This is a genomic window from Aeromonas bestiarum, assembly GCF_000819745.1.
GTDB classification, from domain to species: domain Bacteria; phylum Pseudomonadota; class Gammaproteobacteria; order Enterobacterales; family Aeromonadaceae; genus Aeromonas; species Aeromonas bestiarum.
Genome location: NZ_CDDA01000034.1, coordinates 68,216 through 94,617, shown reverse-complemented (window position 1 = coordinate 94,617; position 26,402 = coordinate 68,216). Strand labels below are relative to the sequence as shown.

Sequence of the window (26,402 nt, the reverse complement as noted above, 5' to 3'; positions counted from 1 at the left end):
AGGTCAGCAGTACTGCCCCGCCACCCAGCCCGATGACCAGGCCCACTGGAAGTTGTAGCCGCCGAGCCAGCCGGTCACGTCCACCACCTCGCCGATGAAGTAGAGACCGGCCACCTTGCGAGCCTCCATGGTCTTGGAGGAGAGCTCGTTGGTATCCACGCCCCCCAGGGTCACCTCGGCGGTGCGATAGCCTTCGGTACCGTTCGGCAGGATCTGCCAATCTCCCAGCAGGGTGGCGATGGCCTCCAGCTCGCGCTCGTTGTACTGACGCATGGGCTTGTTGATGAGCTGACCCAGCTCCACCAGCTTGTCGACGAAACGCTTGGGCAGCTCGCGTCCCAGCACGGTTTTCAGCTCCTGGGCGGGATGGGCCTGCGCCCATGCCTTGAGGGCCGCCGGAATATCCAGCTCGGGCAGCAGGTTGAGGTGGATCTTCTCCCCCGCCAGCCAAAACGAAGAGATCTGCAGTATGGCGGGGCCCGAGAGGCCACGGTGGGTGAACAGCATGGCCTCCTTGAAGCGGGTGCCATCCTCGGCGGTCACGGCCACCGGCAGGCTGACTCCCGCCAGATCGGCGAAGGCCTCCTTGTCGGCCTGATGCAGGGTGAAGGGCACCAGACCGGCGCGGGTGGGCAGCACAGCAAGGCCGAACTGCTCCGCCAGCTTGAAGCCGTAGGGGGTGGCGCCAAGCTTGGGCATGGAGAGGCCGCCGGTGGCCACCACCAGCGAGTGGCAGCTGATCTCCCCCTGGCTGGTGGTCAGCACGAAGCCCTCTTCCGTCTTGCTGACGCTCAGGATCTCGGTCTGGAACTGCAGGGTGACGCCGGCCCAGTCACACTCGGTCAGCAGCACGTCGACTATGTCTTTCGCACTCTCGTCACAGAACAGCTGGCCCAGGGTCTTCTCGTGGTAGTTGACCCCGTGCCGGTCCACCAGATCGATGAAGTCCTGCTGGGTGTAGCGCGCCAGCGCCGACTTGCAGAAGTGGGGATTGCCAGAGAGAAAGGCGTGGGGCCCGGTCTGATGGTTGGTGAAGTTGCAACGACCGCCGCCGCTGATGAGGATCTTGCGGCCCGGCTTCTTGGCGTTGTCGAGCAACAACACGGATCGGCCCCGATAGCCCGCCTGCTGGGCACACATCAAACCGGCCGCACCGGCCCCGATCACCACCACATCAACCTGCTTCATCATCACTCACTCATCCAAAGAAAAACGGCCCCTTTATGCGAAAGACCGTCATTGTACCCAGCAGAAACCACCACAGCGGTTTCTATGGCGTCTGCAATAGAAAACGGCCCCTATACGAGGGGCCGTTATTGTACTGGCTGAACACTAAGTGTCCACGACTATCAGGCGTTGCCATCCATGACGCTGGCAGGGGCGCCCTTGGCCAGCTCGGCCAGCTCCTTGTCGATGAAGTAGAGACCCTTGCCATCCTCGCCCACCAGCGACAGACGGTCGACGATGCTCTTGAACAGCTTCTCCTCTTCATGCTGCTCGGCCACGTACCACTGCAGGAAGTTGAAGGTGGAGTAGTCCTGAGTGGTGAATGCCACATGAGCCAGGCCGTTGATGCACTTGGTGATGTGGTACTCGTGCTCCAGGGTGGTGCGGAAGATGTCACCCAGGGAGTTGAACTCGTGGGGAGGCGCATCTATGGCACCCAGCATCGGCATGGCGCCGGTCTCGCTCACATAGGTGAACAGGCGCTCCATGTGCTGGCGCTCCTCGACTGCGTGCTGGCGCAGGAAATTGGCGGCCCCTTCGAAGCCCTTGTCCTCGCACCAGGCGCTCATCTGCAGGTAGAGATTGGAGGAATAGAATTCAAGATTAATCTGCTCGTTCAACTTCTCGATCATGGCTTTGGCCAACATGCTGATTCTCCACTGTGATTTGGTCACGATTGTCGCCACTGTTTCATCACGAATCAACCAGATACGGAGGCCCGAGCTCTCAGTTGTGACAGCTTTTCACCTCATCCTATCCCCCATACGGTTATAGAGAAGCAAAGAAACATGGTGTAGGTGGATTCAGCCATTATGATGGCGCCAGTGGTCGGGGAAAGGATTCAATGAGATTCATTATGGCACTGGCACTGCTCTGGATAACCCAGTTGCAGGCTGCTCCCTCCTTGCTGGAAGAGGCTGAATTGCAGGCGGCGCGCGATCCCGTCGGCTATCTGCGGCGCCTCGATGCCCACCCGCAGCAGGATATGGAGCTGTTTCATGCCAGAGCCCTGGCCCAGGCCGCGCTGGGGCGCTATCCACAAGCCCTGCTCGACAACGCCCGGGCACGCGGGCTGGCCAGCGCCCAGCAGGAGACCCAGCGCCTGCTCGACTTCAGGTTGCAGCAGATAGCCCTCACCCTGGATACGGAAGCGCCGGATCAGGCCCTCGCCCTGCTGGCCCAGCTCAGGCCAGCCGTCGCCGACCACCCTATGCAGGAATCCGAGTGGCACGCCCTGAACGGGCTCGCCCTCTATCGCACCCAGCAGTTGAAAGAGGCGATCGCCGAACTCAAGACCGCCTTCCAGCTCAAGCGAGCCACCCCGGACAACCCCATCTCCAGCCTGCAGTGCGCCCGCCTGCTGATGACCCTCGGCAACCTCTATGCCGACCTCAATCTGGCGCGGGAGGCTGAAACCTATTACCAGGAAGCCTTGCAGCTGATGGTGAAACTGGACGAGCCCAACAGCCAGACCATCATCCGGGCCAACATGGCGCGGCTCTACATAGATACGGATCGTCCCGTCCAGGCCCGGCAACTGCTCGACGGCCTGCTGGCCACCCCGGATCTGGCGCCGGATTACCGCGCCATCATGCTCGGCTATCAGGCCATGGCGTTCAATGCAGAGCGCGACTGGGCGGGTGCTCTGCGCAGTCTGGACGAGGCACAGGCACTCTATCAGCAACTGGGTTACCCGGAGGCGGGGGTGCGTCTGCTGGAGACCCGGGCCAGGGCGCTGCAAGGCCGCGGCGAGAAGCAGCTCGCGCTGCAGCTGCTGACTTCCCAGGGGCAAGTCAGTGTCAGCAGCAAGGCGCTGCAAGCCAGCCTGCTGGCCGATCAGGGCCGCTATCCCGAGGCCTATCAGGCGCTGACCGACTACATGAGCGACTACAAGCAGCACTTCAACCAGACCCTGAGCCAGCATGCCACCGCCTTCCAGGCCGAGATGGATCTGGCCCGCAGCGAGGCCAGCAACCGGGCGCTGCAACAGGAGAACGAGCGCAAGCGTCAGCAGTTGCTGCATCAACAGAGTGCCCGCAACTACCAGCTGGTGCTGGTCGGCCTGCTGGCCGGCGCCCTGCTGCTGCTGGGGATCACCACCCACAGGCTGCATCGCAGTTCACGCCACCTCTACAAGCTCGCCACCTTCGATCAGCTGACCGAGCTGCCAAACCGCCGCGCCCTGCTGGAACGGCTGGCCACCCAGTGGCAGCAGGAGGGCCCGCTCACCCTGCTCATCATCGACATAGATCACTTCAAGCAGATCAACGACCGCCATGGTCATCAGGCGGGGGACAGGGCGATCCAGCGGCTGGCGCGGGAGCTGAGATCCTGGGCGCCCGACCTGCAACTGGTCGGACGCTGGGGAGGCGAGGAGTTTCTGGTGGCGGTGCCGCTGCCGGCGGAGGATTGCTGGCATCTGGCCGAGCGACTGCGCCAGCGGATTGCCCAGCTGGACAACCCCCGCATGACCATCAGCATAGGGGTTGCCGGGCGCTCACCGGTCGACGAGGGGCTGGGCCAGCTCATTCACCGGGCCGACATGGCCATGTATCAAGCCAAGCGCCAGGGCCGCAACCAGACCATATTGGCGACGACCCCTTCGGCGCAGGATGAACTGGCCAGCAGCGTGGCCTGATGATCAGCCCAGCCACAGGCTCTGAATAAATGGGAAGAATAGAGCTGCAGCCCAATCTGGCTCAGGGCAGCAGCTCGGTCAGCGAGGCCAGATCCACAGGCGCCCCATAATCCACGCCAGGCAGCTCGAAACCGTTGAGCTGCATGAAATCCTGCCGCAGCCCGGCGAAATCCCCCAGGGCATGGAAGTTGTCCGGTGTCACCTTGGACCAGAGGGTTGAGACCGCAGCCTGAACGGCCGGATCCAGCTCGTGGTCATCCATCCGGATCAGCCGGTTGCCGTCGGCCACCACCCCATGGGGCCCGTACATCTTGGCGGCAAACAACCGCTGCATCTGCTCGATGCAGCCTTCGTGCACGCCGCGCTCCTTCATCACCCCCATCAGCAAGCCCAGGTAGACCGGCAGCACGGGGATATAGGCGCTCGCCTTGGTCACCAGCGCCTTGCAGACCGACACCCAGGCGTGGCCGCCGATGTCGGCCAGCTGCAGGTTGATGGTCTCGGCGGTGGCGTGCAGATGCTCCTTGGCATAACCGATGGTGCCGTCCCGGTAGAGGGGATAGGTGGATTCTGGGCCTATGTAGGAGTAGGCCACGGTCCGGGCGCCGGGCGCCAGACAATCGGCCTGCTGCAGCGCCTGCAGCCAGAGCTGCCAATCCTCGCCGCCCATCACTGTGACGGTATCGCGGATCTCCTCCGGGGTAGCGGGCGCCAGCGATTGCTGCACCAGGGCGTCATGCTCCAGATCCAGCCCCCAGCCACTGAACGGCTGGCCCGTGGTCTTGAGCACCGAGCGCACCTGAGTGCCGTCCGGCAGCACCCGAATGCCGCTCGCCAGCGAGTAGATCACCAGATCCACCTGACCCAGCTGCTGGCGTATGCTATCGATGGCCTGCTGGCGCATGAGATCCGAGAAGGCATCGCCGATCAGGTTGACGGCGATGCGCCCCTCCTGCTCCGCCGCCTTGCGAAACCAGATGTTGTTGTACCAGCCCGCACTGCCGAGCCCCTTGTCGGAAGGGCCCCGCTCGAACGAGACGCCGACTGTATCGGCACCGGCGCCAAAGGTGAGCGCGATGCGCGACGCCAGCCCGAATCCGGAGGAGGCCCCCAATACCAGCACCCGCTTGGGCCCGTCGAACGGGCCCGCGGCCCTGACGCTGGCGATCTGTTGCAACACGGCGGCGCGGCAGCCGATGGGGTGACAGTTGCGGGCGACGCAACCCTGGATCTGCGGGTGAATGATCATGAAGGGCTCTCCAAAGGAACTGGCTACAGCATAACCAAGAAGTCGCGGATTACCTTGATGTCGGGCGGGATATCGGCAGTCAGGGGGCAGAAAAACAAGAGGGAGCACTAGGCTCCCCAAAGCGGTATTCAGATGCTTTTTGTTGTTTTGTGTTCATTGCGAAGCACGGGCACATCCTATGCCCGTCACCCCTTGCGGGCAAGCCGGCGGGTGTGACCGGCTTCAAACTCCTGTTCAATTTATAGCCGATTTTTTGCCTGCGGCCGAAAGAGAGCCCCATAAGAAACTCGTTTAAATCCCAAAACTGTGCCGGATACACCATTTTAGTTTCATCAGACATTGGTATAGTGGACTCAGGATCAGTGAGGAGAACTCCCATGAATGGAACCTATTACAAACACATACTGGCCGCGATCGACCTGTCGGAGGACAACCGCAAGGTGATCGAGAAGGCGGTCGACCGGGCCCGCTCCAACGGCGCCAAGCTGTCGGTGATCCATGTGGACGTGGACCTCAAGGATCTCTACACCGAGATGATCGATATCGACATCGACAACGTGCAGGATCAGGTGATCGCCGAAGCGAAAGAGAAGCTGGAGACCTTCCTGGCCTCGGTGGACTACCCCATCGAGAAGAAGCTGGTGATCTGCGGCGATCTGAGCGAACGGGTCAACCAGGCGGTCAAGGATTACCAGATCGATCTGCTGGTGTGCGGTCATCGCCAGAGCTTCTGGAGCCTGCTTACCTCCAGCGCCCGCCAGCTGATGAATACAGTGCCCTGCGATCTGCTGGTGGTGCCCTTGCAGAAGTGATCAAACAGGCGTAGCTTGATTTGCCATGAATATGACCATCTTCAATCACAACTACTGGTGGTGCTGCTTATAAACAGGCGGCACTGCTTTTCTATGTAAAATTTTCCAAAGAAAACACCGTGACCGCCGAGAGGCGGTCATTGTTTTTATCCCTTTGTCGCCTCCCGGCCCACCCCAACTGGAGAGAGTGACATGCACAACCCCATCATACTGACCGGCGACCGTCCCACCGGCAAACTGCACATAGGCCACTACGTCGGTTCACTGCGCCAGCGCGTCGAGGCCCAGCACCATTACCGCCAATTCGTGATGATCGCCGATCTGCAGGCGCTGACCGACAACGGCCACAACCCGGCCAAGGTGACCGACAACGTGCTGGAGGTAATGGCCGACTATCTGGCGGTCGGTCTCGACCCGGCCAAGACCACCTTCTGCCTGCAGAGCGCCCTGCCCGCCCTCGCCGAGCTCACCACCTATTACCTCAATCTGGTCAGCGTCGCCCGACTGGAGCGCAACCCTACCGTCAAGGCGGAGATCCAGCAGAAAGGGTTCGAGCGCAGCCTGCCGGCAGGCTTTCTGGTCTACCCGGTCAGCCAGGCTGCCGACATCACCGCCTTTCGTGCCACCCATGTGCCGGTGGGCGAGGATCAGCTGCCCATGCTGGAGCAGACCAACGAGATAGTGCGCCGCTTCAACGCCCTGGTGGGCAAGGAAGTGCTGACCGAGTGCCAGCCGATCTTGAGCGACACCGGCCGCCTGCCCGGTATAGACGGCAAGGCCAAGATGTCCAAGTCCCTCGGCAACACCATAGAACTCGGCATGTCGAGCGATGAGGTGAAACAGGCGGTGTTCGCCATGTACACGGATCCCAATCACCTCAAGGTGAGCGATCCGGGTCAGGTGGAGGGCAATACTGTGTTCGCCTATCTGGATGCCTTCCACCCGGACAAGGCGCTGGTGGCCGAGATGAAGGCCCATTACCAGCGCGGCGGGCTGGGCGACATGCGTTGCAAACAGGTGTTGAATGACTGCCTGCAGACCCTGCTCGCCCCCATGCGGGAGCGGCGCCAGGCAGCGATTGCCGACAAGCGTCAGCTGCTGCAGCTGTTGCAGCAAGGCACGCTGCAGGCCCGTGCGCTCACCGACGAGGTGCTGGCGGAGGTAAAAAGCGCCATGGGACTGGATTACTTCGCCACACTGACCTGATCCGCCCCGCGCTGCGCCGGGCTGCCCAGCGCATCCGCGCCATAACGTTCGAAGGCGAGCCGGTGCAAGAGTCCCTTGAACCAGCCGATGGCCTCGTCATGGGCGGTGAGCGGGTGGCCCGCCATCAGGTAGACGATGGGAATGTCGGGGTCCAGCTGGTGCAGCCGCAGCGGATAGTAGCGGCAGAAGTGGCGCCCTATCATCTCGGGCACCACCACCAGATAGCGGCCGGTCGCCATCAGGGGCGGCACCGCCATAAAGCTTGGCAGCCGCACCCCCAGCTCACGCTCGACCCCGAAACGGGCCAGCCAGAGATCCACCATGGCCTGGCTGTGGCCCCAGCTGGAGGTATGAATGTGGGGGCGGCTGACCAGCTCGGCCGGCCCCAGCACGTCCGGCAGCTCGCTGCCGAGCGGTGACAAACAGACCAGCGGGTTGTTGAACCAGGGCTCGCGCCACAGCCGGGGCGAGAGGTGGTTGGCATCGGCGAACCCGATCACCAGATCCAGCTCTCCTTTCTCCAGCTCCCGCTCATAGTCGCTGTCCGCCAGCTCGCACACCTCCAGCCGACAGTGGGGCGCCTGCCGGTGCAGCCGCTCCACCAGCACAGGCACCAGGCCATGTTCCACCGAGCCCGGGGTGGCGATGCGAAAGATCCGCCGTGCGCTGGATGGATCGAATCCCTTCGCCTGACGCAGCCCCTGCTCCAGCATGGCCAGCGCCTGGCGCACCGGCCCGGCCAGCGCCTTGGCCCGCTCGGTCGGCATCATCTCGCGCCGGCTCATGACGAACAAGGGATCATCCAGCGCCTGGCGCAACCGCCCCAGCGCATGGCTGACGGTGGACTGGGAGAGGTGCAACCGCTCGGCGGCGCGGGTGACGTTGCGCTCCTGCATCAGCATGTCGAACACGGTCAGCAGGTTGAGGTCGAGGCGGGAAAGCGGGAGTTCCATCGATAATGGCCATAGTTGAATGACGACAATTCATTTTTGGCATAGTAGCAGATTGCATAGAATGCGCTGGTGAATTACATCGGAGATTAAAATGCGTAGCTATCTGTTGTTGCTGGCGATTGGCCTGTTGTGGGGATCCCAGTTCATTTTCATGCATCAGGCCGTGACCGAATTGCCCCCCATCATGGTGGCAGCCGGTCGTGCCTTGTGTGGCAGCCTGACCCTGGGTCTGCTCTGCCTGTTCATGCGCCTCAAGAGCGAGCACACCCCCTGGCGTACCTACATGCTGATCGCCCTGCTCGATGCCACCCTGCCCTTCATCATGGTGGCCTGGGGTCAACAGTATGTGGATAGCGCCATCGCCGCCGTGGTAATGGGTTGTATCCCCTTTGTGACCATTCTGGCTGCACCCCTGTTTATTTCTGGTGAAAGAATCACCAAGGGCGGGTTGATCTCGGTGATCATAGGTTTCGTCGGCGTGCTGGTGCTGTTCTGGCCGAAACTGGCCAGCGGCATGAACGCCGGTCTGCTCGGTGCCATGGCGATCCTGTTCGGCGCCAGCTGCTTTGCCATCGGCCTGCTGATGATCAAGCGCTTCGCCAAGGACCACCCTGTGGTGGTGGCGCGCAACATACTGATCTCGTCCGCCATCCAGCTGATGCTGGCCGCCCCCTTCGTCACCGATCTGAGCGCCCTCACCCTGCCGAGCCAGCAGGTCATAGGCGCAGTGGCAGTACTGGGTGTCTTCTGTACCGGTCTGGTCTACTTCCTCTACATGGCGCTGATCCAGAAGGCGGGCCCGACCTTTGCCTCCTTCAGCAACTACCTGGTGCCGCTGTTTGGCGTCATGCTGGGTGCCCTGTTCCTCGGCGAACAGATCCAGTCTACCACGGGTGTGGCGCTGGCCCTGATCCTGGGTTCGGTCGCCCTGAACCAGTGGGCACAGCAACGCCGCGCCCAGCGGGAGGCCACCCTATGTCAGGCATCCTGACCACCCTGTGTGGCGGCCTGGTGCTGATTGCCGGCTGGCAATACCGCCAGCGGCTGGCCGGCGTGCTCGGCCTGCTGATGGTGCTGCTGCCCTGGTTCTTCGACAGCAAGCTGCAAGCCATGCTGAGCTATGCGTTGAGTGCCTGAAGTCCATCTCTGAATGTGTGACGAGAGTGTATCTCTCCTGTTTTTGGGACCGTTTTTTAAAAAACCTCCGATTTGTCCCCTCTACCGGCGCACTGCGCCGGTTTTTTTATACCGGCCTTTCCCTGCCAGCACAGACGCCAAGCCACCTTGCACATCACTCCCGGTAGCGATAGCTGAGCCGCTCGTTCTTGCGCGGCCCCGTGATCTGCCAGCCGAGCAGAAAGCCGCCCGTGGTCTGCGCCAGCTCGGCACTGTAGTGATCCTGGCCACACAGGTGGGGCTCGGCGGTGAGCCAGCGGCCATCCGCCTGAGGCAGCAATTCGAACAACTCGACCGGCTGCTCGTAACGCAGGTGTGAAAGCAGGATCCCCCGCGCGCCGCGCCGCCACCAGAAACGGTTGTGCATGGTGAGCACCCTGCCATGGGGCGTGGTGTAACGGCCTGTCTCGGCGAACAGCCAGCCCCCCTGATGATCGGTCACCAGCACCTCTCCCTCACCACGACCACACCAGTCGGTCGCGGACCCTTCCCCGTTGCTCGCCTCGAAGGCAAATGCTCCGATCTGTGGCAACTGCTCCCATAAACGCTGGATCGCGCTTTCCAACTCGGCCATCATAGCGCCCTCCAAATTGACAACTGACGACAATTCAATCACATGAACTACTTGATAGGGGTAACCCTGCTCTGGTCATTCTCCTTCAGCCTGATCGGGGTTTATCTCGCCGGCCAGGTAGATGCCTACTTCTCCGTGCTGACCCGCATCGTCCTCGCCAGCCTGGTGTTCCTGCCCTTCCTCCGACGCCGCTGGCTGCGGCCCGATCTGGTGCTCAAGCTGATGAGTCTGGGTGCCATCCAGCTCGGCATCATGTATCTGTTCTACTACCAGTCCTTCCTGCTGCTGACGGTGCCGGAAGTGCTGGTGTTCACCATCTTCACCCCCATCTACGTCACCCTGATCCACGATCTGCTGGAGCGGCGCTTCAAACCCGTCTACCTGTGGGGCGCCCTGCTGGCGGTGCTGGGAGCGGCCGTCATCCGCTTCGATGGGCTGACCGAGAGCTATGTGCTGGGATTCCTGGTGGTGCAGGGGGCCAACATTTGCTTCGCCATCGGCCAGGTCGGCTACAAGGTGTTGCTGGCACGGGAGAAGGAACAGCCCCCCCAGCTCGCGGTGTTCGGCTGCTTCTATCTGGGGGCCCTGGCTGTCGCCCTGCCCGCCTGGTGGCTGCTGGGCAAGCCACAATACCCCACCAGCGGTTTGCAATGGGGCATTCTGCTGTGGCTGGGGATAGGCGCTTCCGGACTGGGTTACTTCCTGTGGAACAAGGGCGCCACCAAGGTCAGCAGCGGTGTGCTGGCCATCATGAACAACGCCCTGATCCCGGCGGGGTTGCTGGTCAACCTGCTGCTATGGGGACGGGAAACCGACCTGCTCCGCCTCGCGCTTGGCGGCCTGTTGATGCTGGCCTCCCTCTGGATTTGCCAGCGCGCCAACGTGAGCAAGTATTAACCAACGACGGTATTGTGCTCCCGTCTGGCCTGACCGTGACAGGTGGCCAGACGGGCCAGCAGGTGATCGATATGTTCGCCGCTCTGGCTCTGCACCAGCCCTATGCTGACGGTCACCGGCCGCTGCGGCAGCAGGCTGGCATCGGCGATCTCCAGGCGCAGCCGCTCGGCAATCTCCAGGCCGCTCAGCCGATCGGTCTGGGAGAGCATCAGGATGAAGCCATCCTGGTCCCAGCGGGCGAAGGGATCTTCCCGCCGCAGTTCGTGGCGCACTATGCGCGCCAGCTTGGCCAGCATGGCATCGCAGGCCGCCTCGCCAAACAGCTGCAGTATCTTGGCACTGTGGTCCACGGTGAACTGCAGCAGGCTGAAGCGGCCGCTCTCGGTCGCCAGCCGCTCGTCGAGCAGTTGTTCGAAGTGGCCGCGACTCTCCAGCCCGGTGAGGGGATCCATGCCGTGGCGCTCTTCCACTATCACGGCCAGCGGGTCGAGCTGGCGTACCACCCCCAGCACCTGGCCGTGCACATCGCGCCGGGCCCGCTCTTCCAGCCGCACATAGTGACCATCGTGATGCAAGATGCGGTATTCGAGCCGGATCTGGGCCACTCGTCCGCTCTGGCAGGCACCGAGCGCATCCTGCAATGCGGCCACATCGTCGGGATGTACCCGTTCAAGCCAGCCGAGATCGTCCAGCCCAGTCTCATCCAATCCCAGCAGGCGCAGGCAGGAGAGATCTCGCTGCACCCCCTGCTGCGGGCTCCAGCTCCAGAGTCCCGCCGCCAGCAGAGCCATGGCATCCGCCATCAGCGCCAGATCAAACCGGGTGATTGCTTCCCTCAGGGGAGCCTTGAGCATGTCCATCAAGCGCCTCGAAACCGAATCTGAATACCTGCCCAATAAGTAACATTGGCTCTCGCGGTGAGCAACAGGGTCAGCCCGCTTTTCCTTGATAACCCTGCATCAAGGCCTGCCAGTTGTCCGGCACGAAGTGGAAACTGGTATGCAATTGGGACTCTTTGGTGAAGGAGCGCAGCAACCGCTCCAGGTTGGCCTGCTGCCAGCTGCCTGGGGAACGGATTGCCCCCTTGTCGAAGTCGATCACCCACACCTTGCCCTCCTTGTCGAGCAGCAGGTTGTGGCTGTTGAGATCCGCATGATAGACACCGGCATCGTGCAGCTGACGCACCGTCTGGCCGACCTTGTGCCACACCTCGCCGGCGATCGGCCCCTGCTTGAGCAGCGCCACCAGATCCTTGGCGCCGCGAATGCGCTCGATCAGGATATCGGCCCGATAGAAGGGGCCCTGCTTGGCCATGCGGGCCGCAAACGGGCGCGGCACCGGCAGGCCCTGCTCGCTCAGCTTGGCCAGCAGGCTGTACTCAGCCATGGCCCGGCTGCTCTCCACCCCCTCGAACCAGAAGCGATCCCGCACCACCTTGCCCACCATGCCCCCGCGATAGTAATGGCGCAGCACCAGATGGCGGGATTCATCCTTCACGAACCAGGTCACCCCGCGACCTATGGAGGAACCCACCACCTGGCGATGGGTCTGCCACCAGGCCGGATCAAACAGCTCGGGGGAAGGGTCATGAAAAATCCCTTCGGCGTACCAGCAGATCTGGTTGTGTTCGGTCTGAATTCGCATCTTGGTGATTCCGGTCGGTCAGTAATCGCAATGGTTCGATTCACGATAAGGCGGCCTGTCGGCATGGACCCGAGCTCCTTGTGAGGATCAGGGCCAGTACCGGCTGCCAGTTGCGCGCAATTTTACAATCCACAGGGGAGTTTGCATAATGCCATCCATCCATTTTGCCACCATTGCGCCACATCATGCCGCTGTTCCAAACGCCGCCCTCTTCCATCTGCATCCTGCGGCTCTCCGCCATCGGGGATTGCTGCCACGCGCTGGCGCTGGTGCGCGTCATCCAGCGGGAGTGGCCAGAGACTCGCATCACCTGGATCACCGGCAAGATAGAGGCGACACTTTTCGCCGATCTCCCCGGGGTCGAGGTCATCGCCTTTGACAAGAGCAAGGGCTGGCGCGGCTATCGTGACCTCTGGCAGACCCTCAAGGGACGCAGGTTCGATGCCCTGCTCCATCTGCAGGCGGCCATGCGCGCCAGCATTGCCACCCTAGGCATCCGGGCGCACATCAAACTCGGCTTCGACAAGGCGCGCGCCAACGACGGTCAGTGGCTGTTCACCAACCACAGGGTGCCGTCCCCCTCATCCCCTCATGTGCTGGATGGCTTTCTCGCCTTCGCCAAAGAGCTGGGCATCCAGGATCTGACCCCGGACTGGCAACTGCCCATCAGCGCCGAGCATCAGGCCTGGGCCCGGGAGAAGATTGGCGGCAAACCGACCCTGCTCATCTGCGCCGCAGCCAGCAAGGCGTTCAAGAACTGGACCGCCAAAGGCTATGCCGCCCTCGCGGATCACGCCGCCGGCAAGGGCTTTCAGGTTTACCTCTGTGGCGGCCCGGCCAAGCTGGAGCGGGATCTGGCGGCAGAGATTGCGCGGCTCAGCCACAGCAAGCCGATGGATCTGGTGGGCCAGACCAACCTCAAACAGCTGCTGGCGCTGATCGCCGAGGCCAGCCTGGTGCTGGCCCCGGATACGGGCCCTACCCACATGGCAACCTTGGTCGGCACACCGGTGATCGGCCTCTACGCCCATCACAATCCGGCCCGTACCGGTCCCTATCTGTGCCGCGACTATGCGGTCAGCGTCTATCAGGAACTGATCGAACAGGAGACCGGCAAGCCGCTGGCCGAGCTGAGCTGGCGCACCCGCCTCAAGGACCCGGATGCCATGAGCAAGATCACGAGTGAACGTGTCATCGCCACCTTTGACAGGCTCTGCGCCGATCGCCATCTGCCAGGCTGAGAGGCAACTCGGAAATTCCGAGCCCTGAGGCAGGGATAACCTGCTGGCCCCTGCCCCGCCCACCGTGCAGAATAGCGGCCGATGTGGGTTACGCTCCCGCAGCAAGCTACGAATACTTTGATCGGCTGGAATATGATTCCGGCCGTTTTTTTATCCGCCGCCTTCTGTTAAAATTCGCCGCCTTTACATCCCCCTGATCCAAGAATTTTCCGCGTTTTGCGTTTGGCTGTCTCCCTTTCGGGCACAAGACGGCGGCCTCTGCTACAACCAAAACACGGGTTTCGATTAAAGGTAATGACATGGCGCAACAAGGCACTCTCTATATCATCTCCTCCCCGAGCGGGGCGGGTAAATCCAGCCTGCTCAATGCCTTGCTGACCAAACACAACGCAGCAGGCAAGATGCAACTGTCGGTCTCCCACACGACTCGAGCCATGCGCCCGGGCGAAGAGCACGGGGTGCATTACCACTTCGTGCCGGTGGAGACATTCAAGGCGTTGATCGCCCGCGGTGATTTTCTGGAGTGGGCCGAAGTGTTCGGCAATTACTACGGCACCTCACGCGCCGCCATCGAAGCCTGCCTGGCCAAGGGGATCGACGTCTTCCTCGACATCGACTGGCAGGGCGCCCGCCAGATCCGCGAGCAGATGCCGACCAAGTCCATCTTCATCCTGCCTCCCAGCCGTGCCGAGCTGGAACAACGCCTGATCGGGCGCGGTCAGGACAGCAGCGAGGTGATCGCCGGCCGGATGGCGAAAGCCATTGCCGAAATGGTGCACTATGACGAGTATGACTATGTCATTATCAACGAAGACTTTGAGCTGGCGCTGTTCCAGCTCAGGGCCATTATTGAGTGCCAACGGCTGGAAATGCATCAGCAACAGCAGGCACAACAAAACTTGCTGCAACAGCTACTGGCAGAATAGGCCAAAAACAAGTAAACTTTTGCGTCATTTTTAAACACCGCTTTTCTAAACACAGAAAGCCCAAACACTGGAGTCCTGCATGGCACGCGTTACTGTAGAAGATGCTGTAAAACAGGTAGGTAACCGTTTTGACCTGGTGCTGGTCGCCGCCCGCCGCGCCCGCCAAATCGCGGTTCAAGGCAAAGATCCCCTGGTTGACGAAGAGAACGACAAGCCGACCGTGATCGCCCTGCGCGAGATCGAGCTGGGTCTGGTGAACAACCAGGTGATGGACACCCAGGACCGCTACGAGCAGCAAGAACAGGAAGCCGCCGAGCTGGCTGCCGTTGCTGCCATCGCCGAAGGCCGCGGTTAAGTCAGTTATTTCTCATAGTCGGCGCCCGCCCGGGTGCCGACTGTTCTTCCCATTTACAACCGCTCGAAAACCTCGCAAACTCAGGACTATTCCTCAATTCCACGGATTGCCGTTTCACCGCTGCGGGGACTGTCTTGTATTTATTTGAAAATCTTAAAGAAATAGCCAGTTCCTACCTGCCACCAGAGCAGGTTGAGAAGCTCAGGCAAGCCTATGTGGTGGCCCGTGATGCCCACCAGGGACAGATGCGTTCCAGTGGCGAGCCCTATATCACCCACCCGGTTGCCGTTGCCCGCATTCTCGGCGACATGCGACTCGATCACGAAACTCTGATGGCCGCCGTGCTGCACGACGTCATCGAAGATACCCCGGTCACCAAGGCCGATCTGGCCGAACTGTTTGGCGATGCCGTCGCCGAGCTGGTAGCGGGCGTCTCCAAACTCGACAAACTGAAATTCCGCGATCGCAAAGAGGCCCAGGCCGAAAACTTCCGCAAGATGGTGATGGCCATGACCCAGGATATCCGGGTCATCCTTATCAAGCTGGCCGACCGCACCCACAACATGCGCACGCTAGGCTCATTACGGCCGGACAAGCGCCGCCGCATCGCCCGTGAGACCCTCGAGATCTTCGCCCCCATCGCCAACCGCCTCGGTATTCATACCATGAAGAACGAGCTGGAAGAGCTGGGCTTCGAGGCGCTCTACCCCATGCGCTCCCGCGTGTTGCGAGAGTCGGTGCGCCGTGCCCGTGGCAACCGCCGCGAAATCATCGACTCCATCCAGAGCGAGATCGAGGGCCGATTGCGGGATGCCGGCATCGACTCCCAGGTGAGCGGCCGCGAGAAGAACCTCTTCTCCATCTACAACAAGATGGAGAAAAAAGAGCTGCAATTTCATGAGGTAATGGATATCTACGCCTTTCGCGTCAGGGTGAAGGACATAGATACCTGTTACCGGGTGCTGGGGCAGATGCACAGCCTCTACAAGCCGCGCCCCGGCCGCTTCAAGGATTACATCGCCATCCCCAAGACCAACGGCTACCAGTCGCTGCACACCTCGCTGGTGGGGCCGCACGGGGTACCGGTCGAGGTGCAGATCCGCACCGAGTTCATGGATCAGATGGCCGACAAGGGGGTTGCCGCCCATTGGGCCTACAAGCAGGATGGCGACAGCTCGGGCACCACGGCCCAGATCCGCGCCCAGCGCTGGATGCAGAGCCTGCTGGAGCTGCAACAGAGCGCCGGCAGCTCGTTTGAATTCATCGAGGGGGTCAAGACCGACCTGTTCCCGGACGAGATCTACGTCTTCACCCCGGAAGGCCGCATCATGGAGCTGCCCACGGGCGCCACGCCGGTGGACTTCGCCTACACGGTGCACACCGACATAGGCCACGCCTGCGTCGGCTCACGGGTCGATCGCCACCCCTATCCGCTGAGCAGCCCGCTGCATTCGGGTCAAACGGTGGAGATCATCACGGCACCGGGCGCCCGCCCCAACGCGGCCTGGCTCAATTTTGTGGTGACCACCAAGGCCCGCTCCAAGATCCGCCAGTTCCTCAAGAACCTGCGTACCGAAGAGTCTGTGGTGCTGGGTCGTCGCCTGCTCAACCATGCGCTCGGCGCCAAGAATATTGAAGACATTCCGGAGCCGCGCATCAAGCAGGTGCTGGCCGACACCAAACACGAGAACCTGCAGGGCCTGCTGGCCGACGTGGGTCTGGGCAACGCCATGAGCGTCATGGTGGCACGCCGCATGCTGGGGGATGAACTGCCGCCGGAAGAGCAGCCCAAGTCCAGCAGCAAGAAGATGCCGATCAAGGGTGCCGACGGCATGCTGGTCACCTTCGCCAACTGCTGCCGCCCCATCCCGGGGGATGCCATCATTGCCCACATCAGCCCGGGCAAGGGGCTGGTGATCCACCAGGAAGCCTGCCGCAACATCAAGGGCTACAGCCGCGAACCGGACAAATACCTGCCGGTACAGTGGGAGGTGGACAAGGATCAGGAGCAGGAATTCCGCACCGGCATCAGCATAGAGATAGTCAACCATCAGGGTGCGCTGGCCGAGCTGGCCAACGTGATTGCCGCCACCGGCGCCAACATTCACGCCATCAGCACCGAAGAGAAGGATGGCCGTGTCTATCTGGTCACCCTGCTCATCACCACCAAGAGCCGTATCCACCTGGCCAACATAATGCGCAAGATCCGCGTGATGCCCAATGTGCTCAAGGTGAGCCGACAAAAGAACTGAATACAGGCGGCGCAAGCCGCCTGCTGCTTTTATAGAGACACGCCATGAGCCCCGAACGCCTCGAGCAAATCCGCACCATACTGACCCGGCGTCAGCCCGACTCAACCCGCTTGCCCGGCACACCCGCCTCACCCGATAGAAACTGATATGACTCCTGAACGCTTTAAACGGATTTCTGACATGCTGGCCCAGCGCCAGCTCGACTTGACCGTCTGTATGGAAGAGGTCCACAAGCCTCACAATCTGGCCGCCATAGTGCGTACCGCCGATGCCATCGGCATCCACAGGGTGCATGCCGTCTGGCCCAAGAGCTGGATCCACAAGCGCAAGGGCACAGCCCGCGGCAGCCAGAACTGGGTGGACGTGAAGCTGCACCCGGACATCGGCAGCGCAGTGGCCGAATTGAAAGCCGCCGGCATGCAGATCCTGGCGACCCACCTCTCCGACAGTTCGGTGGATTTTCGCGCCATAGACTACACCAAGCCCACCGCCATCCTGGTGGGCCAAGAGAAGCACGGTATAGGCGAAGAGGCACTGGCCCTGGCCGATCACCATATCGTCATCCCCATGGTGGGCATGGTGCAGTCCCTCAACGTCTCTGTGGCCGCCGCCGCCATCCTGTATGAGGCCCAGCGCCAGCGCGAGCTGGCCGGCTGCTATCAGCGCGGCTGCCCGCTCGACCTGGAGGAGCAGAACAGCATATTGTTCGAGGGGGGTTACCCCATCTATGCCCAGCTCTGCAAAGAAAAAGAGATGCCCTATCCCCAGCTCGGTCCGGCCGGTGAAATCCTGGCGGACGAGGTCTGGTGGCAACAGATGCAACTGACCCGCAAGGGCTGGGCCGCACAGCAGTCGGACGACACCTCGGAAGAGTACATTGATGAAGCCTAACTATTTGCCCCTGCTGGCCCTGACCCTGTTTTCTGCCGGAGCCCTTGCCGTGACCAATCCCTATCCGCTGACATCCGAAGCCGAGGTTGCCACCCTCCATCAGCAGACCCTGCCCGACTTCTGGCGCGAGCACGCAGCCCCGGGGGAATTCAAGGGCAAGGACGGCGTCACCATCCGCTACGCCGCCCTGCGCCAGGCCAGGGTGGATCGCGCCATTCTCATCGTCAACGGCCGGGTCGAGAGCTATCTCAAGTATCAGGAGCTGGCCTGGGATCTGTGGCGTCAGGGCTACAGCCTCTATCTCATCGATCACCGAGGTCAGGGCCTGTCCGAGCGTCTACTGGACGACCAGGAGAAAGGATATGTCGACCAGTTCGACGATTATGTGCTGGATCTGAAGCAGTTTCACGACCAGGTCATAGTGGCGGACAAGCCCGCCAAGCTGTTCCTGCTGGCCCACTCCATGGGCGGCGCCATCTCGGCGCTCTATCTGGAGCGCTGGCCGGATGACATCAAGGCCGCCGTGCTCTCCTCCCCCATGATGGGCATCAACCTTGGCGGCCTGCCCAAGTGGCTGGCACAGGGGCTGGCGGCCAGCATAGACACGGTCGGCAGCTGGCTGGGCGAACCGCCCTATGGCCCGGGTCAGGGCAGCTACCAGTCCCACGAATTTGCCGAGAATGGCCTGAGCCACAGCGAGCCACGCTATCAGGTGTTTCGCGAGCTCTACGAACAGCGTCCGCAGATCAAGCTGGGCGGGGTGACGGCCCACTGGATCCGCGAGGGGATAGCCGCCGGAGACAGCGCCATCGCCGCCGCCGATCGGATCAAGACACCGCTGCTGCTGCTGCAGGCGGGGGAAGACAGTGTGGTGGACAATGCCGCGCAGGATGCCTTCTGCGCCCGGGCTCGGTGTGAAGGGGGCAAGCCGTTGCGGGTAGAGGGAGCCTGGCACGAGCTGTTCATGGAAGCCGATCCCCAGCGTCAGGTGGCGCTGAATGCCACCCTGGCCTTCTTCGATCGCTTCTGACACTGGTTATTTTTTGGATCCCTAAATAAATGGGGTGACGCAAAACGCTGGGGTACACTGCCCCGGCGTTCAATTGATGCCGAGGTAATGATGTTCAAGGTAGTTGTATCCGATCTCGATGGCACCCTGCTCAACAAGCAGCACCAGATCTCCCCCCGCACCCGTGACACCCTGCACCGTCTGGTGGAACAGGGGATCAAGTTCGTGGTGGCCACAGGCCGGCACCATGTGGACGTGCGCAGCATTCGCGACACGCTCGGGCTGGACATCTACCTCATCACCTCCAACGGTGCCGTGGTGCACGACAAGCAGGATCAACTCATCTTCAATCAGGCGCTGCCAGCCGCCGTGGCCGCCGAGCTGATCGCGCTGGAGCGCGACCCCTCCATTCACCTCAACGTCTACTATGGCGACGAGTGGCTGGTGGAAGAGGAACTGCCCTGGTTGCTGCAATTCCATGACGAATCCGGATTCACCTACCGCCTGACCGACCTCGCCACCCATCCGATGGACAAGGTCAACAAGGTGTTTTACATCGGTGACCACGAGAAGCTGCTGCAGATCGAGGCCCAGCTCAACCAGCATTATGGTGATCGACTCAACGTCACCTTCTCCCTGCCGGACTGTCTCGAGGTGATGCACGCCGGGGTGCACAAGGGCAATGCCGTGCGCGCCGTGCTGGAGCAGCACGGGCTGGAGATGTCCCAGGCCGTTGCCTTCGGGGATGGCATGAATGACTTCGAGATGCTGAACATGGTGGGTCGCGGCGTGGTGATGGGCAATGCCCACGATCGCCTCAAGCTGGCCCTGGCAGACCACGAACAGACTCTGAGCTCGGATGAAGATGGCGTCGCCGTCTATCTGGAACAGCTGTTCGCCATCAGCACCGCCGGCGCAGCCTGATCCCTGCCGTCATGGATACCGCCCGTGCGTGGTATCCATGACGCTCCGGTCGACATCTCAAACCGAGACACGGGCGACACTGCGCATCCCAACTACGATCGCCGCCCATCTCCAAAGCCTTACCAGATGAGGCTTTTCAGGTTCAGCTGGTCCAGCATGCTCGTTTCACTCTTCCACTCGAAGCTCTGGTTGGCGCCACCGTAGCAATCCGCCAGCCGCAGCGGGGTGCCGGGTTTGTGACGGCGCCCGGCGACATCCAGGCATAGCTCGACCTTGCGGTTGAACAGGCGATCCGCCTGCCACTGCCATTGACGACTCTCGTCCTGGCACTCCGTCATGGCGAGCTCACTCCCCCCCTTTGCCACCAGACAACGCTGCTGGAGCTGCAAGGCACCGGCATCCCAGCTGAACTGCTGACGGGCTGTCTGGTCGCAAGGCTGGGTGATCAGCTGATCCTGGGCATTCAATGCCACGCAGAAACCACCGCTGGTCACCAGGGTGGAGGGGGTATCAGCGGCCTGCCTGGGCGCGGCCCCCATCAGGATCTCATCCGGCTTGGGTTTGAACGAGCAGCCGCTGAGGGCCACGACAACAAGCGCCAGCGTGCTGACGCGAACGATATTAGGGTGCATATGACATGTTGGCCTGAAATGTGTTCAATGATGCCCACTTGCTGTGGGTCTGTGGCCCAGCATACCCGAAGCGGTGGCGAGAAAGTGCCAACAGAAGTGTAAACAGACGTGACAAGGTGTGACGACAGGAGAGATGGCAAACGCCAGAAAGCGAAAAACCCCGCCGAAGCGAGGTTTTTCTGAATATGGTCGGTGATAAAGGATTCGAACCTTTGACCCTCTGGTCCCAAACCAGATGCGCTACCGGGCTGCGCTAATCACCGAGACAATTTTCTTTACTAAGTACTCTAAAGCACAAAGACGACCACTTGTGATCATCCTCGTCATACAGCAAGTATGGTGCGAAGAGAGGGACTCGAACCCTCACACCCGGGGGGCACTAACACCTGAAGCTAGCGCGTCTACCAATTCCGCCACCTTCGCATACCTGACAAGCTGTAAAATGGGGTGGCTGATGGGGCTCGAACCCACGACAACCGGAATCACAATCCGGGACTCTACCAACTGAGCTACAGCCACCACAGCTGTTTTCGTTCCACAACAACGCCCGTTTAACTGGCGCACGTTTTATGGTGCGCCCGACAGGATTCGAACCTGTGACCTCTGCCTCCGGAGGGCAGCGCTCTATCCAGCTGAGCTACGGGCGCTACGCTGTCGAACGGGGCGCATTATTGATGATGGGAGCATGCTTGTCTACACTTTTTTGCCAGCACTGAATCAACCGCTTGTTTTTCCATCGTTTATGGCTGTTCTATGCCATTTTCCCTTCATTCAGGCTGGATCCAGTCCTCCCCCGTTACTTTGTCCCCCCACTATGGTGGTCAAGCGCGCAGCAGAACTTGACTTGCCTCAAGGCCCCCCTAAAATGAATGAACGTTCATTCAGCCGTTGTGATAATCGAGTCATGAACAAGAAAGAACGCATTTTCAATGCGGCGCATGAAGTACTCGGCGAGCAGGGTTTCCACGGGCTATCCATTGCCGTGGTGGCCAAGAGAGCCAAGGTCGCGGCGGGCACCATCTATCGCTACTTCAGCGACAAAGATGATCTGATCCGCCAGCTCTATCAGCACACCATACTCCAGTGTCATCCCCTGGTCATGGAAGGGGTGCAGATAGAGGAGGTGTCGTTTCAGCAATTTCGGCGCTTGTGGCTCAACATCCACGCCATTTTTGCCGACGAGCCCAACGCGCTCAAATGCAAGTTGCAGTATGAGAGCTCTCCGCTGGGAGCCGAGCTGGAGAAAGACCCGGTCATCATGGCCGCCTGGGCACCTCTGGATCGCTTCTTCGAACGGGGACGTGAACAAGGTCTGTTTATCGATCTACCAGTCCGGGCACTGCAGGTGCTGAGCCTGGATTGCGTGGGAAGTCTGGCGTTGCAACGCCAGGTTCACCACTTTGAACTGACGCAAGAACAGCTGGAAGCCGTGATCCGGGCCAGCTGGAATGCCATTTTAAACCCCAATTTTTCCACCTCAGGAGCCTGTTCATGAAAAAGTGGATGGCCATCATGTTGCTGATAGCGCTTGCCCTGTTTGGCAGCGTCATCGGCTTCAATATGTTCAAGCAGAAGAAGATTGCAGAGTTCATGGCCAACCGGCCTGAACCCGAGTTCCCGGTGACCGCCATGGTGACCAAGGCGCAGGACTGGGTACCGACCATAGAAGCGATCGGCTTCATCGAACCGAACCAGGGGGTGACGCTGTCCACCGAACTGGCGGGCACCATCGATGCCATCACCTTCGAATCCGGCAAGCCGGTCAAGGCGGAGCAGCTGCTGCTGAGCCTGGACTCCAGTGTGGAGCGAGCCAATCTGCGAGCGTCCCAAGCCAAGCTGCCGGCGGCGCGCGCCAAGTACGAGCGCTTCCAGAACCTCTTCAAGAAGAGCTCCATCTCCAAGGATCAGCTGGATGATGCCGAAGCCAGCTACCGCTCGCTGGAGGCCGACATCGAGAGCCTGAAGGCGACCATAGCCCGTCGTGAAGTCCGCGCCCCCTTCGGCGGTGTGGTCGGCCTGCGCAACGTCTTCCTCGGCCAGTACCTGCAACCGGGTACCGACATAGTGCGGCTGGAAGACACCAGCGTGATGCGCCTGCGCTTCACCGTGCCCCAGACCGACATCTCGAAAATCACCCTGGGCCAGACCATCAAGATCAACGTGGATGCCTATCCCCAGACCCAGTTTGACGGGCACATCACCGCCATCGAACCGGCCGTCAACTACCAGAGCGGCCTGATCCAGGTACAGGCTGACATCCCGAACAACGAGGGTCAGCTTCGTTCCGGCATGTTTGCCCGCGCCAGCATCATACTGCCCACGGTGAAAGAGCAGATGGTGATCCCGCAATCGGCCATCTCCTTCACCCTGTATGGCGAAAACGTCTATGTCATCCACGAGGTGGACGGCATGAAGCGGGCCAAGCAGGTGGTAGTCAAGGCGGGTGAACGTCGCGGCAATGACGTACATGTGCTGTCCGGTATCAAGGCCGGGGACGAGATAGTGCTGTCGGGCCAGGTTCGCCTGAGCAACGACACCAAGGTGCGCGTGGTCGAAAACGATGCACTGGCCGTTCCGGCACAAACCCCGATGCTGTAAGCGCGGAGATCTGCAATGCGATTTACTGACATATTCATAAAACGGCCTGTGCTGGCGATCTCGCTCAGCTTCCTGATCGCCCTGCTGGGCTTTCAGGCCATCTTCAAGATGCAGGTGCGGGAATACCCCGAGGTCACCAATACGGTGATCACGGTCAGCACCAGCTACTACGGTGCCAGTGCCGACCTGATCCAGGGCTTTATCACCCAGCCGCTGGAACAGGCGGTGGCGCAAGCCGACAACATCGACTTCATGACCTCCTCCAGCCAGCTGGGCAGCTCCACCGTCACGGCCTTCATGAAGCTGAACACCGACCCGAACGCCGCGCTGTCTGACATACTGGCCAAGGTCAACTCGGTGCGCTCCCAGTTGCCGAAAGAGGCGGAAGACCCCTCGGTCACCTCCTCCACCGGCTCCACCACGGCGGTGCTCTACCTCGGCTTCACCAGCCCGGAGCTGAACTCCAGCCAGATCACCGACTATCTGGAGCGGGTCATCAAGCCGCAGCTGTTTACCGTGGGCGGCGTGTCCAAGGTTGATCTCTACGGCGGTGTCGAGTTTGCCCTGCGGGTATGGCTGGATCCGGCCAAGATGGCGGCCTTCAACCTGACCTCAAGCGACGTGATGACTGTGCTCAACAGCAACAACTATCAGTCGGCCACAGGTCAGGCGACGGGTTACTTCACCCTGTTCAACGGCAATGCCGAGACTCAGGTCAGCAACACAGAGGAGCTCAAGCGACTGGTGGTGGCCACCCGTGACGGCAAGGTGATCCGCCTCTCCGACATCGCCAAGGTGACGCTGGAGAAGAGCCACGACATCTATCGGGCCAGTGCCAACGGCCGCGAAGCCGTGGTCATGGCGGTCAACGCAGCCCCGACAGCCAACCCCATCAACATTGCCCACGACGTGCTGGAGTTGCTGCCGAGCCTGAAGAGCAACATGCCGAGCACTATGCAGGCCAACGTGCTGTATGACTCAACCATCGCCATCAACGAGTCCATCCACGAGGTCATCAAGACCATACTGGAGGCGGCCGCCATCGTACTGGTGGTGATCACCCTGTTCCTCGGCTCGTTCCGCGCGGTCATCATCCCCATCATCACGATTCCGCTCAGCCTGATCGGTGTAGTGATGATGATGGATCTGTTCGGCTTCTCGATAAACCTGATGACACTGCTGGCCATGGTGCTGGCGATCGGTTTGGTGGTGGATGACGCCATAGTGGTGCTGGAGAACGTCGACCGGCACATCAAGCAGGGGGAGGAGCCCTTCCGGGCCGCCATCATAGGGACCCGCGAGATAGCCGTGCCGGTTATCGCCATGACGGTCACCCTGGCCGCCGTGTATGCGCCGATCGCTTTGATGGGGGGCATCACCGGCTCCCTGTTCAAGGAGTTCGCGCTGACCCTGGCGGGGGCGGTATTCGTCTCCGGCATCATAGCGCTGACCCTGTCACCCATGATGTGCGCCAAGATGCTCAAGGCCAACGAGCAGCCGGGCAAGTTCGAGAGCACGGTACACCACCTGCTGGATAGGATGACGGAACGCTACGACAGCATGCTGCACGCCGTAATGCAGAAGCGCATCGTGGTCGTGGTATTCGCCGTCATCGTATTCGGCAGCCTGCCGCTGCTGTTCAAGTTCATCCCGAGCGAGCTGGCGCCGTCGGAAGACAAGGGCGTCATGGCGGTGCTGGGTACGGCGCCCTCCAACGCCAACCTGGACTACATCGAAAACACCATGGCGGACGTGAACAAGATCCTGGATGAGCAGCCGGAAATCGCCTACTCCCAGGTCTTCTCCGGGGTATTCAACGCCAATCAGGCGTTTGGTATCGCCTCCATGGTGCCCTGGAGCCAGCGTGAAGCGAGCCAGAAAGAGGTGCTGGATCGGGTCGCCGGACTGGTGAAGGACATCCCAGGGATGGCCATCACCACCTTCCAGTTCCCTGAACTGCCGGGTGCATCGAGCGGCTTGCCGATCCAGTTCGTCATCACCACCCCGAACAGCTTCGAGAGCCTGTTCCTGATCGCCAGCGAGATGCTGACGGCCACCCAGGCCAATGGCCAGTTCGTCTATTCGGATCTCGATCTGAACTACGACTCCGCCACCATGAAGATCAAGATCGACAAGGACAAGGCGGGTGCCTACGGCATCACCATGCAGGACATAGGCATCACCATGGGCACCATGATGGCGGACGGTTACGTCAACCGCATCGACCTGGATGGCCGCTCCTACGAGGTGATCCCCCAGGTCGAGCGCAAATACCGTATGAACCCGGAATCCATGAAGGGTTACTACGTGCGTGCGGCCGACGGCAAATCCATCCCGCTGGGCAGCCTGATCAACATCGAAGTCGTGGGCGAGCCCCGTGCCCTGCCCCACTTCAACCAGCTGAACTCCGCCACCATAGGCGCAGTACCGGCACCGGGTGTGGCCATGGGGGACGCGATCAACTGGTTCAAGACCACAGCCGAAGAGAAGCTGCCGCAAGGCTATCGCTACGACTTCATGGGTGAGGCTCGCCAGTTCGTGACCGAAGGCAACGCCCTCTATGCCACCTTCGCACTGGCGCTGGCCATCATCTTCCTGGTGCTGGCCATCCAGTTCGAATCGGTACGTGACCCGCTGGTGATCATGGTATCGGTCCCGCTCGCCATCAGTGGTGCCTTGATTGCACTGGCGTGGGGCATGGCCACCATGAACATCTACTCCCAGGTGGGCCTGATCACGCTCGTCGGCTTGATTACCAAGCACGGGATCCTGATCTGCGAGGTGGCGAAGGAGGAGCAGCTGCTGCACGGTCTGAACCGGACCCAGGCTGTGATGCAGGCGGCCAAGGTGCGGTTGCGCCCCATCCTGATGACCACGGCGGCCATGATCGCGGGTCTGATCCCGCTGCTGTACGCGGCCGGTGCCGGTGCGGCCCAGCGCTTCAGCATAGGCATAGTGATAGTGGCCGGTCTGGCGATCGGTACCATCTTCACCCTGTTCGTGCTGCCGGTGATTTACACCTACCTGGCCTCCGAACACAAACCCTTGCCCGTGTTTGATGAATCCATCCCGCCCAAGGCGAAAGGGAGTCATTGATCACCAATTTGAATGCAAAAGGCCCCGATTCGGGGCCTTTTTTTATCCCGCTAACGAAACACGACATAAGTGCATGAAGCAGTTAAACTAAATGGCAATATA

General features: G+C 61.1%; 24 protein-coding genes and 4 tRNA genes. 16 read left to right on the top strand and 12 right to left on the bottom strand.

Features of this window, described 5'->3' with window-relative positions; all coding sequences use genetic code 11:
• Positions 1 to 3 precede the first annotated feature (3 nt).
• Both BN1118_RS18075 and ftnA read right to left on the bottom strand, forming a co-directional pair.
• Positions 4 to 1,188: a BaiN/RdsA family NAD(P)/FAD-dependent oxidoreductase gene (locus tag BN1118_RS18075; RefSeq protein WP_084214194.1), complete on the bottom strand. Its 1,185-nt coding sequence runs from the start codon at positions 1,186 to 1,188 to the stop codon at positions 4 to 6.
• A gap of 161 nt (positions 1,189 to 1,349) precedes the next feature.
• Positions 1,350 to 1,874, bottom strand: coding sequence for a non-heme ferritin (gene ftnA / locus BN1118_RS18070; protein ID WP_043140307.1), 525 nt, complete (start codon positions 1,872 to 1,874; stop codon positions 1,350 to 1,352).
• Between the two features lie 209 nt (positions 1,875 to 2,083).
• Here ftnA and BN1118_RS18065 point away from each other — a divergent pair, with 209 nt between their 5' ends.
• Positions 2,084 to 3,865, top strand: a complete 1,782-nt coding sequence (locus BN1118_RS18065; RefSeq protein ID WP_043557369.1) for a diguanylate cyclase domain-containing protein — start codon at positions 2,084 to 2,086, stop codon at positions 3,863 to 3,865.
• Positions 3,866 to 3,926: 61 nt separating this feature from the next.
• Here the strand turns inward: BN1118_RS18065 and fabV are convergent, their stop codons facing one another.
• Positions 3,927 to 5,114, bottom strand: coding sequence for an enoyl-ACP reductase FabV (fabV, locus tag BN1118_RS18060; RefSeq protein WP_043557367.1), 1,188 nt, complete (start codon positions 5,112 to 5,114; stop codon positions 3,927 to 3,929).
• 377 nt (positions 5,115 to 5,491) lie between these two features.
• Between fabV and BN1118_RS18055 the strand changes: the two genes are divergently transcribed.
• Positions 5,492 to 5,926, top strand: coding sequence for a universal stress protein (locus BN1118_RS18055; protein WP_042873586.1), 435 nt, complete (start codon positions 5,492 to 5,494; stop codon positions 5,924 to 5,926).
• 192 nt (positions 5,927 to 6,118) lie between these two features.
• A complete protein-coding gene (gene trpS / locus BN1118_RS18050; protein ID WP_043557366.1) occupies positions 6,119 to 7,132 on the top strand; it encodes a tryptophan--tRNA ligase in 1,014 nt (337 codons plus the stop codon).
• On the opposite strand, the gene BN1118_RS18045 is transcribed toward trpS, so the two are convergent.
• Positions 7,111 to 8,085, bottom strand: coding sequence for a LysR family transcriptional regulator (locus tag BN1118_RS18045; protein WP_043557365.1), 975 nt, complete (start codon positions 8,083 to 8,085; stop codon positions 7,111 to 7,113). The two genes, trpS and BN1118_RS18045, sit on opposite strands and share 22 nt — an antisense overlap.
• A 91-nt stretch (positions 8,086 to 8,176) precedes the next feature.
• Here BN1118_RS18045 and BN1118_RS18040 point away from each other — a divergent pair, with 91 nt between their 5' ends.
• Both BN1118_RS18040 and BN1118_RS21915 read left to right on the top strand, forming a co-directional pair.
• Positions 8,177 to 9,076 (top strand): DMT family transporter, encoded by a 900-nt coding sequence (locus tag BN1118_RS18040; RefSeq protein ID WP_043140296.1) that lies wholly within the window; start codon positions 8,177 to 8,179, stop codon positions 9,074 to 9,076.
• On the top strand, positions 9,061 to 9,222 hold the full coding sequence (locus BN1118_RS21915; RefSeq protein ID WP_098981153.1) for a hypothetical protein: 162 nt from the start codon (positions 9,061 to 9,063) through the stop codon (positions 9,220 to 9,222). Before BN1118_RS18040 ends, BN1118_RS21915 begins: the two co-directional genes overlap by 16 nt.
• A gap of 154 nt (positions 9,223 to 9,376) precedes the next feature.
• On the opposite strand, the gene BN1118_RS18035 is transcribed toward BN1118_RS21915, so the two are convergent.
• On the bottom strand, positions 9,377 to 9,835 hold the full coding sequence (locus BN1118_RS18035; RefSeq protein WP_043557388.1) for a DUF6314 family protein: 459 nt from the start codon (positions 9,833 to 9,835) through the stop codon (positions 9,377 to 9,379).
• 42 nt (positions 9,836 to 9,877) lie between these two features.
• Between BN1118_RS18035 and BN1118_RS18030 the strand changes: the two genes are divergently transcribed.
• A complete protein-coding gene (locus BN1118_RS18030; protein WP_043557364.1) occupies positions 9,878 to 10,732 on the top strand; it encodes a carboxylate/amino acid/amine transporter in 855 nt (284 codons plus the stop codon).
• Here BN1118_RS18030 and BN1118_RS18025 read toward each other — a convergent pair.
• Both BN1118_RS18025 and BN1118_RS18020 read right to left on the bottom strand, forming a co-directional pair.
• Entirely contained in the window at positions 10,729 to 11,592 is an 864-nt protein-coding gene (locus BN1118_RS18025; RefSeq protein WP_043557363.1) for a GGDEF domain-containing protein, read from the bottom strand. The two genes, BN1118_RS18030 and BN1118_RS18025, sit on opposite strands and share 4 nt — an antisense overlap.
• A 70-nt stretch (positions 11,593 to 11,662) precedes the next feature.
• On the bottom strand, positions 11,663 to 12,376 hold the full coding sequence (locus tag BN1118_RS18020; RefSeq protein ID WP_043557361.1) for a 3-deoxy-D-manno-octulosonic acid kinase: 714 nt from the start codon (positions 12,374 to 12,376) through the stop codon (positions 11,663 to 11,665).
• Between the two features lie 173 nt (positions 12,377 to 12,549).
• Between BN1118_RS18020 and BN1118_RS18015 the strand changes: the two genes are divergently transcribed.
• The 7 genes from BN1118_RS18015 to BN1118_RS17985 all read left to right on the top strand — a co-directional run bounded on the left by BN1118_RS18015 (position 12,550) and on the right by BN1118_RS17985 (position 19,974).
• The gene (locus BN1118_RS18015; protein WP_209428889.1) at positions 12,550 to 13,617 is read left to right on the top strand and encodes a glycosyltransferase family 9 protein; all 1,068 of its coding nucleotides are present in this window, start codon (positions 12,550 to 12,552) and stop codon (positions 13,615 to 13,617) included.
• A gap of 299 nt (positions 13,618 to 13,916) precedes the next feature.
• Complete coding sequence (gene gmk, locus BN1118_RS18010) at positions 13,917 to 14,543, top strand: guanylate kinase (RefSeq protein WP_043557360.1); 627 nt, start codon at positions 13,917 to 13,919, stop codon at positions 14,541 to 14,543.
• A 79-nt stretch (positions 14,544 to 14,622) separates the two neighbouring features.
• Positions 14,623 to 14,898: a DNA-directed RNA polymerase subunit omega gene (gene rpoZ / locus BN1118_RS18005; protein ID WP_005307060.1), complete on the top strand. Its 276-nt coding sequence runs from the start codon at positions 14,623 to 14,625 to the stop codon at positions 14,896 to 14,898.
• Between the two features lie 134 nt (positions 14,899 to 15,032).
• On the top strand, positions 15,033 to 17,150 hold the full coding sequence (gene spoT / locus BN1118_RS18000) for a bifunctional GTP diphosphokinase/guanosine-3',5'-bis pyrophosphate 3'-pyrophosphohydrolase (protein ID WP_043557359.1): 2,118 nt from the start codon (positions 15,033 to 15,035) through the stop codon (positions 17,148 to 17,150).
• A 147-nt stretch (positions 17,151 to 17,297) separates the two neighbouring features.
• Positions 17,298 to 18,041, top strand: a complete 744-nt coding sequence (trmH, locus tag BN1118_RS17995; protein ID WP_043557358.1) for a tRNA (guanosine(18)-2'-O)-methyltransferase TrmH — start codon at positions 17,298 to 17,300, stop codon at positions 18,039 to 18,041.
• Positions 18,031 to 19,071 carry an alpha/beta fold hydrolase gene (locus BN1118_RS17990; RefSeq protein WP_043557357.1) on the top strand — a complete coding sequence of 347 codons (1,041 nt, stop codon included), beginning with the start codon at positions 18,031 to 18,033 and terminating at the stop codon, positions 19,069 to 19,071. The genes trmH and BN1118_RS17990 overlap by 11 nt, the downstream gene beginning before the upstream one ends.
• Before the next feature lie 90 nt (positions 19,072 to 19,161).
• On the top strand, positions 19,162 to 19,974 hold the full coding sequence (locus tag BN1118_RS17985; protein ID WP_043140359.1) for a Cof-type HAD-IIB family hydrolase: 813 nt from the start codon (positions 19,162 to 19,164) through the stop codon (positions 19,972 to 19,974).
• A gap of 119 nt (positions 19,975 to 20,093) precedes the next feature.
• Here BN1118_RS17985 and BN1118_RS17980 read toward each other — a convergent pair whose 3' ends face one another.
• From BN1118_RS17980 to BN1118_RS17960, 5 genes are all read right to left on the bottom strand, one after another.
• Entirely contained in the window at positions 20,094 to 20,606 is a 513-nt protein-coding gene (locus BN1118_RS17980) for an RICIN domain-containing protein (protein ID WP_043557356.1), read from the bottom strand.
• Positions 20,607 to 20,792: 186 nt separating this feature from the next.
• Positions 20,793 to 20,869: transfer RNA gene (locus BN1118_RS17975), tRNA-Pro, on the bottom strand.
• A gap of 74 nt (positions 20,870 to 20,943) precedes the next feature.
• Positions 20,944 to 21,029: transfer RNA gene (locus BN1118_RS17970), tRNA-Leu, on the bottom strand.
• 20 nt (positions 21,030 to 21,049) lie between these two features.
• Positions 21,050 to 21,125 (bottom strand) — tRNA-His (locus BN1118_RS17965).
• Positions 21,126 to 21,176: 51 nt separating this feature from the next.
• Positions 21,177 to 21,253: transfer RNA gene (locus BN1118_RS17960), tRNA-Arg, on the bottom strand.
• A gap of 257 nt (positions 21,254 to 21,510) precedes the next feature.
• On the opposite strand from BN1118_RS17960, the gene BN1118_RS17955 reads away from it, so the two are divergent.
• Genes BN1118_RS17955 through BN1118_RS17945 form a run of 3 tightly spaced genes read left to right on the top strand, consistent with a single transcriptional unit; the run spans position 21,511 to position 26,300 of the window.
• Positions 21,511 to 22,101, top strand: a complete 591-nt coding sequence (locus BN1118_RS17955) for a TetR/AcrR family transcriptional regulator (RefSeq protein ID WP_043141674.1) — start codon at positions 21,511 to 21,513, stop codon at positions 22,099 to 22,101.
• The gene (locus BN1118_RS17950; protein WP_043141672.1) at positions 22,098 to 23,204 is read left to right on the top strand and encodes an efflux RND transporter periplasmic adaptor subunit; all 1,107 of its coding nucleotides are present in this window, start codon (positions 22,098 to 22,100) and stop codon (positions 23,202 to 23,204) included. Before BN1118_RS17955 ends, BN1118_RS17950 begins: the two co-directional genes overlap by 4 nt.
• Before the next feature lie 15 nt (positions 23,205 to 23,219).
• Positions 23,220 to 26,300, top strand: coding sequence for a multidrug efflux RND transporter permease subunit (locus BN1118_RS17945; RefSeq protein WP_043557354.1), 3,081 nt, complete (start codon positions 23,220 to 23,222; stop codon positions 26,298 to 26,300).
• Positions 26,301 to 26,402 lie beyond the last annotated feature (102 nt).